The sequence below is a fragment of the Nocardia sp. NPDC101769 genome (assembly GCF_044766925.1).
Taxonomy (GTDB): domain Bacteria; phylum Actinomycetota; class Actinomycetes; order Mycobacteriales; family Mycobacteriaceae; genus Nocardia.
Genome location: NZ_JBIWMX010000002.1, coordinates 238780 through 252889, shown reverse-complemented (window position 1 = coordinate 252889; position 14110 = coordinate 238780). Strand labels below are relative to the sequence as shown.

The 14110-nt window shown below is 69.6% G+C and carries 14 protein-coding genes; 6 read left to right on the top strand and 8 right to left on the bottom strand.

Features of this window, described 5'->3' with window-relative positions:
* Positions 1-82 precede the first annotated feature (82 nt).
* On the top strand, positions 83-877 hold the full coding sequence (locus ACIRRA_RS04135; protein ID WP_402762808.1) for a thioesterase family protein: 795 nt from the start codon (positions 83-85) through the stop codon (positions 875-877).
* Positions 878-903: 26 nt separating this feature from the next.
* Positions 904-1761, top strand: a complete 858-nt coding sequence (locus ACIRRA_RS04130; protein ID WP_402762805.1) for an aldo/keto reductase — start codon at positions 904-906, stop codon at positions 1759-1761.
* A gap of 50 nt (positions 1762-1811) precedes the next feature.
* On the opposite strand, the gene ACIRRA_RS04125 is transcribed toward ACIRRA_RS04130, so the two are convergent.
* On the bottom strand, positions 1812-2588 hold the full coding sequence (locus ACIRRA_RS04125; RefSeq protein ID WP_402762802.1) for a helix-turn-helix domain-containing protein: 777 nt from the start codon (positions 2586-2588) through the stop codon (positions 1812-1814).
* Positions 2589-2642: 54 nt separating this feature from the next.
* Between ACIRRA_RS04125 and ACIRRA_RS04120 the strand changes: the two genes are divergently transcribed.
* Together ACIRRA_RS04120 and ACIRRA_RS04115 are read left to right on the top strand one after the other, a co-directional pair.
* Complete coding sequence (locus ACIRRA_RS04120) at positions 2643-3650, top strand: zinc-binding dehydrogenase (protein ID WP_402762799.1); 1008 nt, start codon at positions 2643-2645, stop codon at positions 3648-3650.
* Between the two features lie 147 nt (positions 3651-3797).
* Positions 3798-4028, top strand: a complete 231-nt coding sequence (locus ACIRRA_RS04115; protein ID WP_402762797.1) for a hypothetical protein — start codon at positions 3798-3800, stop codon at positions 4026-4028.
* Between the two features lie 65 nt (positions 4029-4093).
* On the opposite strand, the gene ACIRRA_RS04110 is transcribed toward ACIRRA_RS04115, so the two are convergent.
* The 6 genes from ACIRRA_RS04110 to ACIRRA_RS04085 all read right to left on the bottom strand — a co-directional run bounded on the left by ACIRRA_RS04110 (position 4094) and on the right by ACIRRA_RS04085 (position 9680).
* Entirely contained in the window at positions 4094-4477 is a 384-nt protein-coding gene (locus ACIRRA_RS04110; RefSeq protein ID WP_402762794.1) for a VOC family protein, read from the bottom strand.
* Positions 4478-4662: 185 nt separating this feature from the next.
* Positions 4663-6168 carry a GTPase HflX gene (gene hflX, locus ACIRRA_RS04105; protein WP_402762792.1) on the bottom strand — a complete coding sequence of 502 codons (1506 nt, stop codon included), beginning with the start codon at positions 6166-6168 and terminating at the stop codon, positions 4663-4665.
* 92 nt (positions 6169-6260) lie between these two features.
* The gene (dapF, locus tag ACIRRA_RS04100; protein WP_402762790.1) at positions 6261-7181 is read right to left on the bottom strand and encodes a diaminopimelate epimerase; all 921 of its coding nucleotides are present in this window, start codon (positions 7179-7181) and stop codon (positions 6261-6263) included.
* Between the two features lie 5 nt (positions 7182-7186).
* The gene (locus ACIRRA_RS04095; protein ID WP_402762788.1) at positions 7187-8002 is read right to left on the bottom strand and encodes a TrmH family RNA methyltransferase; all 816 of its coding nucleotides are present in this window, start codon (positions 8000-8002) and stop codon (positions 7187-7189) included.
* Positions 7999-8931, bottom strand: coding sequence for a tRNA (adenosine(37)-N6)-dimethylallyltransferase MiaA (miaA, locus tag ACIRRA_RS04090; protein WP_402762785.1), 933 nt, complete (start codon positions 8929-8931; stop codon positions 7999-8001). Before miaA ends, ACIRRA_RS04095 begins: the two co-directional genes overlap by 4 nt.
* Positions 8928-9680: a hypothetical protein gene (locus tag ACIRRA_RS04085; protein ID WP_402762782.1), complete on the bottom strand. Its 753-nt coding sequence runs from the start codon at positions 9678-9680 to the stop codon at positions 8928-8930. Before ACIRRA_RS04085 ends, miaA begins: the two co-directional genes overlap by 4 nt.
* Positions 9681-9890: 210 nt before the next feature.
* Between ACIRRA_RS04085 and ACIRRA_RS04080 the strand changes: the two genes are divergently transcribed.
* A complete protein-coding gene (locus ACIRRA_RS04080) occupies positions 9891-11336 on the top strand; it encodes a DUF349 domain-containing protein (protein WP_402762780.1) in 1446 nt (481 codons plus the stop codon).
* Between the two features lie 242 nt (positions 11337-11578).
* On the opposite strand, the gene ACIRRA_RS04075 is transcribed toward ACIRRA_RS04080, so the two are convergent.
* On the bottom strand, positions 11579-12592 hold the full coding sequence (locus tag ACIRRA_RS04075) for a GlxA family transcriptional regulator (protein ID WP_402762778.1): 1014 nt from the start codon (positions 12590-12592) through the stop codon (positions 11579-11581).
* 95 nt (positions 12593-12687) lie between these two features.
* Between ACIRRA_RS04075 and ACIRRA_RS04070 the strand changes: the two genes are divergently transcribed.
* A complete protein-coding gene (locus tag ACIRRA_RS04070) occupies positions 12688-14094 on the top strand; it encodes an MFS transporter (RefSeq protein ID WP_402762776.1) in 1407 nt (468 codons plus the stop codon).
* The last annotated feature ends 16 nt before the right edge of the window (positions 14095-14110 follow it).

Sequence of the window (14110 nt, the reverse complement as noted above, 5' to 3'; positions counted from 1 at the left end):
GCGGCGCTCGGGTCGGTTTCTCCGACCACAAAGATGGTTTACCGACTAGCCAGATCAAAACTCGACCCGTAGGTTGAGAAACGTGACGGAGACGAGCGCACCCGAGTCCAGCTACTTCCGGCGAGTCGGCGAACACCGATTCGTCCCCACCCGCCATGCGGGCGGCGCGTGGGCCGACGACGAACAGCACTTCAGCCCGGTCGGCGGCCTGATCGTGCACGAGATCCTGCGCGCCCGCGCCGATCGCCCGGGTCTGGTGCCGAGCCGCATCAGCTTCGACATCCTCGGCCGGATCGCGTTCGAGGAGTTCGAGATTCGCGTCGAGACCGTCCGGCCCGGCCGCACCATCGAGCTGGTGCAGGCCACGGTGAGCATCGGCGGACGCAGCGTGGTGAGCGCCCGGGCCTGGTTCCTGGAAGTCCAGGACACCGACAGCGTCGCGGGCGGGGAACCGGATCGGCTGCCCGCGCCGGATGAACTGGACTCCTGGGAGCTCGGTTCGCTCTGGTCGGGCGGCTACATCGCCTCCATCGACACCCGGCCGGTCGGCATCCCGCAGCCCGGGCGCACCACGGCCTGGATCACCACCCCCCTGGACCTGGTGGTGGGCGAGCAGTCCGAAGCCCTCGCCTCCTATATCGCGCTGGTCGACACCGCCAACGGCATCGCGGTCCGGCAGGAGCCCACCAAATGGATGTTCCCGAACGTGGACCTGACCATCCACCTCTACCGGCAGCCGGAGGGCGAGTGGACCGGCCTCGATACGACTGTCACCTTCGGCCACACCGGCCAAGGGCTGACCAGCACCGTTCTCCACGACATCCACGGCCCGGTCGGCTACGCCCAGCAGATCCTGACCGTACGCCCGCAGCCCTGACCGATCGGGTCTTATAGTCGATCGGCATGACCTTCCAAAGCGAGAGCAGCACAGTGCCGTCGATCGTCCTGAACGACGGAAACATGATTCCGACGCTCGGTTTCGGAGTGTTCCAGGTCGCCGAAGCGGAGGCGTTCGACACCGTCACCGCGGCACTCCAAACCGGTTACCGCAGTATCGATACCGCCGCGATCTATGGCAACGAGGTCGAGGTGGGCCGCGCCATCCGTGAGTACGGGCTGCCGCGCGAGCAGATCTACGTCACCACCAAACTGTGGAATTCCGAACAGGGCTACGACTCCGCCCTGCGTGCCTTCGACGCCAGCATGGCGCGGCTCGGAATGGACTATCTGGACCTGTATCTCATTCACTGGCCGGTGGCGCAGGCCGGTCGGTTCGTCGATACGTTCCGGGCCTTCCAGACCCTGAAATCCCAGGGCCGGATCCGGTCGATCGGCGTCTCGAACTTCAACCGCGATCACCTCGAGCGCGTGATCGACGAGACCGGCGAAACCCCGGCGGTGAACCAGATCGAACTGCACCCGCACCTGGCGCAGACCGAGCTGCGGGCCTTCCACGCCGAGCACAGCATCGCGACCGAGGCCTGGAGTCCGCTCGGCCAGGGCGCGGATCTGAAGGATCCGGCCATCGTCGAGATCGCGGAGGAAACCGGCCGGACCCCGGCACAGGTGATCATCCGCTGGCATCTGCAGCTCGGCAATGTGGTGATCCCGAAATCGGTGACCCCGTCCCGCATCCGGGAGAACTTCGATGTCTTCTCCTTCGAGCTGACGCCCGGCCAGCTGGCCCGCATCGACGGCGTCGACCGGGGTAACCGGATCGGCCCCGACCCGGCCACCCTCACCGCCGGCCTGGACGTCTGAGCCCGCCGTCCACCGGGCGCGTCCGGGGACGCGTCACGATGGGGCGTCGGCTATCGAACGGCCTTCTGCTGGTGGGCGATTCGATAGCGGCCGGGGGTGGTACCGACGAGCGCCGTGAAAGCGGTGATGAAACCGCTGGGATTCGACCACCCGCACGCGTGCGCGACCTGCGTCGTGTCGTGGCCGTCGGCAAGCAGGACGAGCGCGTGATAGACCCGCACCTGGGTGCGCCACTCGTAGAAGGTCATGCCGAGTTCATTGCGGAACAGTCGGCTCAGGGTGCGGGAGCCGGCTCCGATCGCCCGGCCGAGATCCGCCAATGAGCTGTTGTCTCCGGGGTTTTCGTACAGCGTCCGGGCAAGGGCCTGCAGCCGATCATCACGGGGCTCGGGCAGTTGCAGTGGCTGCTCGCGCGCTTCGCGCAGTTCGTCGACGAGGACGCGATGCAGGCGGGCACGCGCGGCGCGGGCGTACTCGCGGGTGCCGGTGAGCACGAGCACGACTTCGCGGGCCAGATCGGAGGCCAGGAACACGGCGGGATGGTCCGGTATCAGCCCGGCGAGCACGGGCGGCAGGAAGACGATCCGCATGTCGGTGTGACCGTGTGCGCGGTGGTAGTGCGTGAATCCCGCTGGCGTCCAGGCGATTCGATTGGCCGGGACGATCGAGGTGCCGCGTTCGGTGTGCACCGACAGCACGCCGCGCGCCGCGTACACCAGGTGCCCACGCGAATGGGAATCGGCCGAACTCGCCGCCCCCGACGACCAGAGGTGAGCTCCTCCGGACGCCCACAGCCGCGACTCGAGAGGTTGGCGGCTATCAGGCATAGCTTGGCATTCTATCGGTAGCCCGCCAGGCGGCCGACCCGCGACAGTGAATGCATGAACACGACGACGCGAGTGAATACGACTATGCGAGCGGCGATCTGCGGCCGGGCCGGCGACCCCGAGGTCCTGGAAGTCCACGAGCTGCCGATCCCAGAGGTCCGAGAGGGATGGAGCCTGGTGCAGGTGAGGGGCGCGGGCCTGAATCGGTCGGAACTGCGGACCCGCCAAGGGCATTCCCCCAGCGTGCGCTTCCCGCGGGTACTCGGCATCGAATGCGTCGGAATCATCGCCGCCTCCACCGATCCCGCGCTTCTGGAGGGCACGACCGTCGCCGCGGTCATGGGCGAGATGGGCCGCGATTTCGACGGCGGCTACGCCGAGTACGCCCTCCTGCCGAACTCCCTCCTCATGCCGATCACCACCACCCTGCCGTGGGAGGTCCTGGCCGCCCTCCCCGAGTCCTACCTGACCGCCCAGGGTTCGCTCGACGCGCTGGGAATCGAGCCGGATACCAAGGGCCGGTTGCTGATTCGCGGCGGAACCTCCTCGGTGGGCATGGCCGCCGCGTCGATCGCCGTCGGCCACGGCATCGAGACCGCGACAACGACGCGGCAGCCCGACAGGATCGACGCCCTGACCGCGACCGGCGTCGACCATGTCCTCGTCGACGACGGCGAATCATTGGCCGCGAGCGTGCACGCGATCTGGCCCGACGGCCCGGACTACGTCCTGGATCTCGTCGGCGCCCGTACCGCGGTGGACTCGCTCCACCTGGTCCGGCGCGGCGGCACGGTCTGCGTATCGGGCTCGCTCAGCGGATGGCTCATCGCCGACTTCGAACCGATCGCCATGATCCCCTCCGGCACCAGACTCACGGCTTTCCACAGCAAGAACCGCGAGGGCGATGCGGGAACGCCTGTGCTGCAACGAATCATCCACGAAGTCGAATCCGGCGCCTACCGCCCCAGCATCGACCGCGTCTTCCACCTGGACGAGATCGCCGCCGCCCATCGATACATGGAAGACAACCAGGCCACCGGCAAAGTCGTGGTACTGCCCTGAGCCGCCGGGCCGGTGTCGCCCGCCAATCCCCAAGGACCCTTTCCATGCCGCCAGGCCGGCACACCGCCCCGGCAACGCGCCCTATACGTCCCCGCCTCGTCAACCGTTGGTGGCACGTCCACACGATTCAGTTGCCGCTGGGCGTACATGTTCCGGCCGGGATTCGTCCAGCCGCAGGACGGCGTGGTCTCCAGGACTCCGCTGTATCGCGCCGCGTACGCGGTCACAGGGCCATTGATCCCGCTGTTGAAGCGGCTGGCGCCGAACGCATTCAACGACAATCGCGAAATCGGTCGCGCCATGATCGCCATCGCAGCCTCCGGAGCGGACAGCCACATCCTCACGGCGCGGCAGATATCCGCGCAGGCCACGCCGTAGCTCGATCCGACCGCCGCCATGTCACCGGCGGCGATATTCCAGGCGGCGTCACACACGACCGGTCGTCAGCGGAAGCCGCCGTAGGGCACCGTGATGATCTCCAGTCCGTGGCCGTCGGGGTCGTTCCAATACAGGCCGCGCCCACCGTCATTGGTGTTGATTTCCCCCTCGAGGGTGTGGCGGGGGTCGGCCCACCAGGTGAGGCCGCGGTCCTTGATGCGAGCGTGGATGGCGTCGAACTCGGGCTCGGAGACCAGGAAGGCGTAGTGCTGGGGGTGCGGGGTGCCGCGGCCGTCGGCGAAGTCGAGGGAGACGTCGTTGTCGAGGACAACCATGAGGAACGGTCCGGCGACGACGGGGGCGGGGAGGCCGAGGATGTCGGCGTAGAAGTGGGATGAGACCTGCTTGTCCGAGCAGCGGACGATGGTGTGGTTGAGGTGAACACTCACAGCGCTTCTCCCGATCGTGTTGTGCCGGTTGGATTCCCGGTTCATCTGGGTCGAATCTGTGGTATGCCCGGGCTCATTCGTGAGATGCCCTGGAACGGGTGCGCGTGTGGTTTTCCGTCCTCGCCGCGGCGAGGGCTGGACACACCTCGGCCGGAGGTAGTCATCGATACCTCCGGCCGGGCGGGTCAGGGTTGCGAGCCGTCGGACGAGCCGCCCGCGTGGGCGAACTCGGTCAGCTGGCCGGCGAGGGCGTCCGGGACGCGGGCGTGCACCCGGGTGCCGGACTCCTCGTGTTCGGAGCTGAGGATCCTGCCGTCGGCGTGGATGCGGGCGAGCAGGTCGCCGCGGGTATACGGCAGCAGGACGCTGACCTCGACATCCAGGCCACCGAGGATCTGGCCCAGGAGGTCGCGGAGCTGGTCGAGACCCTCGCCGGTGCGGGCCGAGACGAAGGCCGCGTCCGGCAGCCAGCCGCGCAGCTGGGTCAGCTCCAGCGGATCGAGGGCGTCGATCTTGTTGACTACCAGGAACTCCGGCGGGGCGGGCAGCTCGGATTCGCGCAGCACGTCGGTGATGACCTCGCGGACCGCCTTGATCTGCTGATCCGGCAGCGGGTCGGAGCCGTCGACCACGTGCAGCAGCAGGTCGGCGCCCGTCACCTCTTCCAGGGTGGACCGGAACGCTTCGACCAGCTGGGTGGGCAGGTGGCGCACGAAACCGACGGTGTCGGTGAACACGACTTCGCGGCCGTCCTCCAGGGCGGCGCGGCGGGTGGTCGGATCCAGGGTGGCGAACAGGGCGTCCTGCACCAGGATGCCGGCATCGGTCAGCGCGTTCATCAGCGACGACTTGCCCGCATTGGTGTAGCCGACAATGGCCACCTGCGGGATACCGCTCTCCGAACGCTTGGCGCGCTTGGTGTCGCGGGCCGTCTTCATCTCGCGAATCTCGCGGCGCAGCTTGGCCATTCGCTCACGAATGCGGCGACGGTCGGTCTCGATCTTGGTCTCACCGGGACCACGCAGACCCACACCGCCATTGCTGCCGGCGCGACCACCGGCCTGCCGGGACATGGACTCACCCCAGCCGCGCAGCCGCGGCAGCATGTATTCCATCTGCGCGAGCGAGACCTGCGCCTTGCCCTCCCGCGAGGTGGCGTGCTGGGCGAAGATGTCCAGGATCAGCGCGGTGCGGTCGATGACCTTCACCTTCACGACCTTCTCCAGCGCGGTCAGCTGCGCGGGGGTCAGTTCACCGTCGCAGATGACGGTGTCGGCGCCGGATTCGAGGACGATGGCGCGTAGCTCCTCGGCTTTGCCGGAGCCGATGTAGGTGGACTTGTCTGGGCGGTCGCGACGCTGGATCATCGCGTCGAGCACCTCCGAGCCGGCGGTCTCGGCCAGCGCGGCCAGCTCGGCCATACTCGCCTCGGCCTGCGCGGCCGTGCCCTCGGTCCAGACGCCGACCAGCACCACGCGCTCCAGGCGCAGCTGCCGGTACTCGACCTCGGTGACGTCGGTGAGTTCGGTGGACAGACCCGCGACACGGCGCAGGGCGCTGCGGTCCTCGAGCTGCAGTTCACCTACCGTCGGCGCGGCCGACCAGCCATTGCGGCCGGTCTCGGTGGCGTCGTTGATCTCCTCGTCGAGGTCTTCGGCGGGAGTGAACTCATACGTTTCTGACTTACTCATACACCTCCATGTTCCCACGTCCCAACGAACGACCGCATTCGGTTATTTCGCGGCGAGGCGTTCCCCTGCTCCACCGCGGCGTGATCAGCGGGTCAGGCGTCCTGCCACCACTTGGCCGCAATGCGGCCCGTCGCCACCAGCTCCGACGGGCCGCGCAGCCAGGCCGTCCCGTTCTCGATGCCGACCGTCACCATGCCGCCGGGAATGCGGACCTTCACATGCCCGACATCGGAGGCCAGGTCGAAGCCGTCGCGGGCCAGGGCGGCGGCCGCCGCGGCCACGGTTCCCGTTCCGCAGGACCGGGTTTCGCCGACGCCGCGCTCGTAGACGCGCATGTCGACGCCCCGCTCACCATCCGAGCCGACCGTCAGCGCGGTGAGGATCTCGACGTTCACGCCGTTCGGGAACAGGGTGTGGTCGAAGCCCGGCAGCTGCTCCAGGTTCAGTTCGGCGAGCGAGGCCGGAGTCAGTTCCGGGTCCACACAGGCCAGGTGCGGATTCCCGACATCGATGCCGAGGCCGGTGAATTCACGTCCACTCACGGTCGCGGTCGAGACGCCGAGCGTCTTGACCCGGCCCATGGCCACGGTCACCTCGCCGTGCACGGGATCGGCGTGGTGCACCACCACTGGCCGCGCGCCCGCGCGCGAACCGACCACGAACTCCTCGCTCTTCTCCATCCCGGTCGCGACCAGGTAGTGCGCGAACACGCGCACACCGTTGCCGCACATCTCGGCGATGGATCCGTCCGCATTGCGGTAGTCCATGAACCAGTCCCCGGCGCTGACGCCCTCGGGCAGCCCGGCCAGCACACCGGTTTCGATCAGCGCGCCCGCGCGCGCGACCCGCAGCACCCCGTCCGCGCCGAGCCCGCGCTGCCGGTCGCACAGCGCGGCGACCCGGGACGGGGTGAGCTCCAACCACGCGTCCGGGTCGGGCAGCACCACGAAATCGTTCTGGGTGCCGTGGCCCTTGCTGAATTCGATGTCAGCGGCGCTGTTCTCGCTCGTCATAGTCCTCACCGTAGCGCCCGGCGCTGCCGGGATATTTCGTAGAGGGCCACCGCGGCCGCCGAGGGCGCACCGAGGGTGCCGTCGGTCGGAATGCAGATCAGCTCGTCGCACACCTGCCGCCAGGCGGGGACGAGCGATTCGCTCTCGTCACCCAGGACCAGGACGGTGCCGCCGCCGAACTCGGCGTCGTCGAGGGCCAGGCCTCCGTGGTCGTCACTGCCGACGATCCGGGTGGCGATGCCGCGGGCCCGCTGCCGGTCCCGGAACGCGCCCACCTGCGCCGGACCCGAGGCACGCAGCACGGGGATGGCGAACAGCGCGCCGTCGGAGGCGCGCACGCTCTGCGGGTCGTAGTGGTCGACGCCGGAACCGGTCACGATCACCCCGCCCACACCGAATGCCACCGCCGAACGGATGAGCGCCCCCAGCCGGATCGCCGACGCGGGCCGGTCGAGGACCACCACCGTGGCCGGATCCTCCGGCGTGCCCGGCGCGAAATCCTCCAGCTCGGGCCTCTGGGTCACCGCCACCGCCACCAGTTCCGGCACCGGCTCACCGGGTTCGGCCAGCCCGGCCATCACCTCCGGCACCAGCCCGACACCGGGCACGCCACTGGAATCGAGCACCCGCCGCGCCCACGGCGAGGGCTCGGGCAGCCGGTAGACGAGAGTCTCCAGTGGCCAACGGCATTCGAGGGCGCGGCTGATCGGCCGCACCCCCTGCACCAGGAATCGATTGTCCCGGATCCGGGCGGCGCGGGTGGTCAGGTAGGCCTGCCACACCTGAACCGCGGCGGTGCGAGTGTTCGCGCGACGCGTCACTGGGGTTCCTGTTCGTCCCTCATCGGTGAGGAGTTGACGAGGGCCAGCGCGGTGTCCACCAAGGCGGGATCCGCGCCGTCCACCCACCGCACCCGCTGGTCTCGGCGGAACCACGAACGTTGTCTCCGGACATAACGCCGGGTGCCGATGAAGGTGCGCTCCTGAGCTTCGTTCAGCTCGTATTCGTTGTCCAGGAAGTCGAGGACTTGCGCGTAACCGATGGCGCGCCGGGCGGTTTGGCCGTGGCGCAGGCCCAGCGCGACGAGGCCCTCGACCTCCTCGACCAGACCGGACTCGAACATGGTCGCGGTGCGCACCTCGATGCGGGCATCCAGTTCGGCGGTGTCGCGATCGACGCCGATGATGACCGTCCCCCACCGTGGTTCACCGATCCGGGGCGCCGAGGCGGCGAACGGCTCACCGGTCAGCTCCACCACCTCCAGCGCACGCACCATGCGGCGGCCGTCGGTGGGCAGGATGGTCTGCGCGGCCACGGGATCGGCCTGCTTCAATGCCTCGTGCACGGCGACGGTGCCGCGATCGGCCAGCACCGCTTCCCATTTGGCCCGGATCTCCGGGTCGGTGGCCGGGAAATCCCAATCGTCCAGCAGCGCTTGGACATACATCATGGAGCCGCCGACGATGACCGGGGTGCGCCGGCGCGCCATGATGGCCTCGACGTCGGCGCGGGCCGCCGTCTGATACGAGGCGACGGTGGCGGTTTCGGTGATGTCGAGGACATCGAGCTGGTGGTGCGGGATGCCGCGGCGTTCGGACACCGGCAGTTTGGCGGTGCCGATGTCCATGCCGCGGTAGAGCTGCATGGCGTCGATATTGACGATCTCGCCGTCGAGCCGCTGCGCCAGGTCCAGGGCCAGATCGGATTTCCCGGTGGCGGTGGGGCCGACCACGGCGATGGGCCGGGTCATGTGACGGCTCCGCCGCGCTCACGCGGACGCCACACACTGACGTGGTAGGCGACGCCGAACGGGGCTGCGGCATAGAGGGTTTCGACGTCGGGGTCGGCGGGATCGGTGGCGAACAGCCCGGCCAGCACCTGGTAGGCGGGGCGGCCCTCCACCTCGATCTCGGCGCACAGGCGCGTGTCCAGGGCGGCGAGTGCCTGCCGGTCCCCCGTGCTCAGGGCCCGGTCGATGGCCTCCTGCACGCCCGCGGCGCGCTCGTCCAGATAGCGGGGAGCCTTGAGCGACAGGGTTGCCGCGCCGTCGCCGACGACCAGAACGGCGATCGATTCCGGCTCGGCGTCCAGGTCGGCCCGCAGCTGCCGGCCGAAGGTCAGGCACTCGTCGGTGGAGGCATCGGCCGAGATCAGACGGCATTCGGCGGTAACCTCCGGCGCGACCTGCTCGCGCAGCCAGCCCGCGATCAAGGCCGGCAGCGGCAGCATCGGGTCCGCGACACGCTCGGCGACCACCCCAGACAAACCGACACGCAGGTCCACTCCGTATCCCCGGAATGTGCCCACCGCATCGGAACCGATCACACGGCCGGTATCGCCGCCGCCGAAACCCTCCTCCGGCTCCGCCACACCGACCACGATCCACCGCGACGCGCGGGCCGCCAACTCCCCCGCGGCCCGCAACACCGCAGCTCGCAGCCCCGCAACTGTTCCTTCGGCCGACGCACCGGCCGCACCCCCGATTTCGGGTACCAGCACGGGCGGCGAAGGGACCAGTGACGCAACACAGAACACGCCGACAACCGTAGCGCTAACGCACCTCACCAGCCCCACTCCCGCCGATCGCCGCGCCGCCGAAGCGGGCTCAAAGACAGCATTTCCCATCTCAGCCTGGTTGAATGGGATGAGCTAGACCGATGAGCTAGGGCGTAACCAGGCAGCCGTGACGCGCGGCAGGGACGAGGAGCAATGACCGACAACAACGGAAACGAGAAGGCTACCCACCCGGAGTCGACCCCGACGCCCAAGCCCGGCGCGCCGATGCCCACCCCGAGCGAGAGCGCCGAGCCATCACCGGCGGCCGCCGCCGCACCCCGTCCTGGGGGCCCGCGCCGCAAACCCGAATCCCCCAAACCCCATGCCGTCAAGCCCACGCCCGGCGCGGCGGCACACCATCCGCATCCGGTCGTCGTACCCAGCGTGAGTGACCCCAGCCAGTGGGGACGAGTCGACGACGACGGCACCGCCTGGGTCAAGACCGCCGACGGCGAACGCGTCATCGGCTCCTGGCAGGCCGGTGACGCCGCCGAGGGTCTGGCCCATTTCGGCCGCCGCTACGACGATCTGGCCACCGAGGTCGCATTGCTCGAGGCCCGACTCGCCGCCGGCACCGACGCCCGCAAGACCAAGACCGCCGCCACCGCGATTGCCGAAACGTTGCCGACGGCCGCGGTCATCGGCGATATCGATGGGCTGACGGCTCGGCTGCAGGCCATCATCGAACACTCCGACGAGGCGGCCGCGCACGCCAAGGAGGAGAAGGAACGCACCCGACACGAGCAAACCGAGCGCAAAGAAGCCCTGGCCGCCGAGGCCGAGCAGATCGCCAACGACTCCACCCAGTGGAAGGTCGCCGGTGACCGGCTGCGGGAGATCCTGGACGAGTGGAAGACCATTCGCGGCGTGGACCGCAAGGTCGACGACGCGCTGTGGCGGCGCTTCTCCAAGGCCCGTGAGGCCTTCAACCGACGCCGCGGGGCTCACTTCGCCGAACTCGACCGGGAGCGTGCCGCCGCCAAGGGCCGCAAGGAAGAGCTCTGTGTCCGCGCCGAGGAGCTGTCGGGTTCGACCGACTGGTCCGGCACCGCGGCCGTCTTCCGCGACCTGCTGACCGAGTGGAAGGCCGCCGGCCGCGCCCCCCGTGAGGCCGACGAGCAGCTGTGGCGTCGTTTCAAGGCCGCGCAGGATGTCTTCTTCGCCGCCCGCAATGCCGCCGCCAGCGAACGCGACCACGAGTTCGAGGAGAACGCGTCCGCCAAGGAAGCGCTGCTGCACGCCTACGAGCACATCAACCCCGAGGGCGATCTGGACGCCGCCCGCAGCGCCCTGCGCGAACTGCAGGAGAAGTGGGACGCCATCGGCAAGGTCCCGCGCGAGCGCATGCACGATCTGGAATCGCGCCTGCGCACCATCGAGAAGAAGGTCCGCGAGGCCGTCGACGCCCAGTGGCGCCGCACCGACCCCGAGGCCATGGCCCGCGCAGCCCAATTCCGCGAGCGCGTCGCCCAGTTCGAGGAGCAGGCCGCCAAGGCCCAGGCCGCGGGCAAGACCCGCGACGCCGAAAAGGCCCTGGAGCAGGCCAAGCAGTGGCGCGAGTGGGCCGAGGCCGCCGAGGGCGCGGTCAGCCAGCGCTGAGCCGACCGCCTGGGTTCCCTTGTGGCCCAGGCGATCAGCACCTCGGGTGCGCGGTCGCGATCAGGCTCGGTGGATGGCATCGAGCCGGGAAGAGCTGATCGCGCGCCCGGTGGCCACCGGCATCGCCGGTCGGGTCGCCTGGCGCTGAACACCCTCCGGCGTGCCGATGCCGGATCTGGTTGTGGCCGACCATGGTTGGCGCGGTGGCGGGGCCGCTCTTCGGCCGGGGCCGATTGCCGCACTCAGCCGAGTCGGGCCGGGGCGGGTTCGGTGATGATCTCGTGGCGGGTGGGGCGGTGGGAGCGGCGGTATTCACTCGGGGGGAGGCCTACTTCGCGGTTGAAGTGGGTGCGGAGGTTGGCGGCGGTGCCGAGGCCGCAGCGGGCGGCCACGACCTCGACGGGGAGGTCGGTGAGTTCGAGGAGTTCGCGGGCTCGGATCAGGCGTTGGGTGAGGAGCCATTGGAGCGGGGTGCCGCCGAGTTCGGAGTGGAAGCGGCGGGCCAGCGTGCGCTCGCTGAGGTTGGCGTGGCCGGCGAGGTCCGCCACGGTCAGGGGGTGTTCGAGATTGCTGAGGGCCCATTCGAGGGTGGTGGCGAGGCCGGAGTCGGTGGGCTGGGCGGGGACCGGGGACTGCAGGTATTGGGCCTGGCCGCCGGCCCGGTGCGGTGAGACGACCAGGTAGCGGGCGGCGGCGTTGGCGGCCTGGGAGCCGAGGTCCTTGCGGATCAGATGGATGCAGAGGTCCATGCCGGCCATGGTGCCAGCGCTGGTGAGGATGCGGCCGTCGTCGATGTAGAGGACGCCGGGGTCGATGTCGAGGTGGGGGTGGCGCTCGCGCAGGGCGGCGATGTGGCGCCAGTGGGTGGTCATGCGGAGGCCGTCGAGCAGGCCCGCGGCGGCCAGCACGAAGGCGCCGGTGCACAGGGACGCGATGCGGGCGCCGCGGTCGTAGGCGGCGCGGACCGCCTCGACCAGGTCGGTGGGCGGGTCCTCACGGACGTTCGGGGTGGACGGGACGATCACGGTGTCGGCGCGGATCAGGTCGTCGTAGTCGTGATCGGTCAAGGCCACGAAGGGATCTCGCAGCGTGGCGTGCTGGGTGTCGCGGGGGCCGCAGAGCTGGAAGTCGTACCAGGCGGCCGGGTCGACGCCGAGGGGCGGCTCGTAGAAGACCTGGTACGGAATGGCCACCTCGAAGATCGGCATGCCGGGCGCGACGGCGACGGCCAGGGTTCCGGGCCCGGTCGATTCCATGGCTCGAATCTAACGCCGCCGGGTGTCAGAAATCTAGCGCAGTGTGGCATTCCTGCCACTCGTGGATCGTGTCGCCGCTTCGCATAGTCGAAGACATGACCACGACGACCGACGCCACAACCGCACTCCCCCAACCGGATACGGCTCCCGACCCGCGCCGATGGCGGGTACTGGCAATTGCCGCGATCGCCCAGTACCTGGCCATCCTGGATCTGTTCGCGGTCATCGTCGCCTTCCCGGCGCTACAGCAGTCCTTCGGCCACGCCTCGACCGGCGCGGTGTCGTGGACGTTGAACGCTTACACCATCGTCATGGCCGCCCTGCTGGTTCCGGCCGGCCGGTTCGCCGACGACACGGGCCGTAAGCGCGGATTCCTGCTCGGCATAGCGCTTTTCGGGCTGGCGTCCATCGCCTGCGGCCTCGCCCCCAACCTGGCCGTCCTGATCGTGGCCCGCGTGCTGCAGGCCGCGGCCGCGGCCCTGCTCATCCCGACCGGGCTCGGCCTGGTGCTGCCGGTGTTCCCGAAACGCGAGCACGCCACGGTCATGGGCATCTGGACCGCGATCGCCGCGGCGGGCGGCGCGAGCGGCCCGGTCATCGGCGGACTGTTGCTGCAGGCCGGCTGGCGCTGGATCTTCCTGCTGAACGTACCGTTCACGGTGGTGGCCTTCGCCTTCGGGCTGCGCGTGCTGCCCGATATCCAACAGCGCGCCAACCGGCGGCTGGACCTGCTGGGCGCGGCGCTGATCCTCGGGGCCACCGCCGCCTTCACCACGGTGTTCGTGCAGGCCACCGACTGGGGCTACACCGCGCCGGGCACCCTGGGCTGTCTGGTCGCCGCCCTCGCCCTGACGGCCCTGTTCGTCCGCCACGTCCGCCGCCACCCCGACCCGGTGGTGAGCCCGATCGTGTTGCGGCACAGCCTGTTCCGCACCGCCACCCTCGGCGTCTTCTGCTACTACCTGGCCTTCGCCGCCATGATCCTGGAGGCCACGCTGTTCATGACCGAGGAATGGCGGTACTCGACCCTGCGCGCCAGCCTCGGAGTCGCGGCCATGCCGATCAGCTGCCTGCTGCTGTCGCCGCTGTCCGGCCGCTTCGTCGCGCTGGTCGGGGCGCGCGCCTCGGCGGCGCTGGGCGGGGCGGCCATCGCACTCGGCTGCGCCTGGTGGGTGCTGGCCAGCGGTTTCTCGAATTCCTATGCGGTGGTGATGGTCCCGGGCGCAATCCTCGCCGGGGCCAGCACCGCGCTGCTGCAGCCGCCGCTGTTCGGCGCCTCGACCCTGCTGCCCGCCGACCAGATCTCGCTCGGCTCCGGCACCCTGATGATGGCCCGCCAGACCAGTTCCGCCCTCGGCGTCGCCATCCTGACCGCCATCCTCGGCGACGCCGCCCACCGCACCATGACCGAGTTCCGCGCGGGCTGGCTGTACATGGTGGCGGCGGGCCTGGCCGCCATGATCGCCGGACTCGCCTACCGCCCCGACCGCGTCGCCGCCTGATCTCACCCGCTGGTAC

Bases quoted from the DNA above. Each gene is read 5' to 3' on its own strand.
- ACIRRA_RS04080 (WP_402762780.1), top strand. From the start codon at position 9,891: ATGACCGACAACAACGGAAACGAGAAGGCTACCCACCCGGAGTCGACC.
- dapF (WP_402762790.1), bottom strand. From the start codon at position 7,181: ATGACGAGCGAGAACAGCGCCGCTGACATCGAATTCAGCAAGGGCCAC.
- ACIRRA_RS04115 (WP_402762797.1), top strand. From the start codon at position 3,798: ATGTTCCGGCCGGGATTCGTCCAGCCGCAGGACGGCGTGGTCTCCAGG.
- ACIRRA_RS04070 (WP_402762776.1), top strand. From the start codon at position 12,688: ATGACCACGACGACCGACGCCACAACCGCACTCCCCCAACCGGATACG.
- ACIRRA_RS04120 (WP_402762799.1), top strand. From the start codon at position 2,643: ATGAACACGACGACGCGAGTGAATACGACTATGCGAGCGGCGATCTGC.
- miaA (WP_402762785.1), bottom strand. From the start codon at position 8,931: ATGACCCGGCCCATCGCCGTGGTCGGCCCCACCGCCACCGGGAAATCC.
- ACIRRA_RS04125 (WP_402762802.1), bottom strand. From the start codon at position 2,588: ATGCCTGATAGCCGCCAACCTCTCGAGTCGCGGCTGTGGGCGTCCGGA.
- ACIRRA_RS04075 (WP_402762778.1), bottom strand. From the start codon at position 12,592: ATGGAATCGACCGGGCCCGGAACCCTGGCCGTCGCCGTCGCGCCCGGC.
- ACIRRA_RS04130 (WP_402762805.1), top strand. From the start codon at position 904: ATGACCTTCCAAAGCGAGAGCAGCACAGTGCCGTCGATCGTCCTGAAC.
- hflX (WP_402762792.1), bottom strand. From the start codon at position 6,168: ATGAGTAAGTCAGAAACGTATGAGTTCACTCCCGCCGAAGACCTCGAC.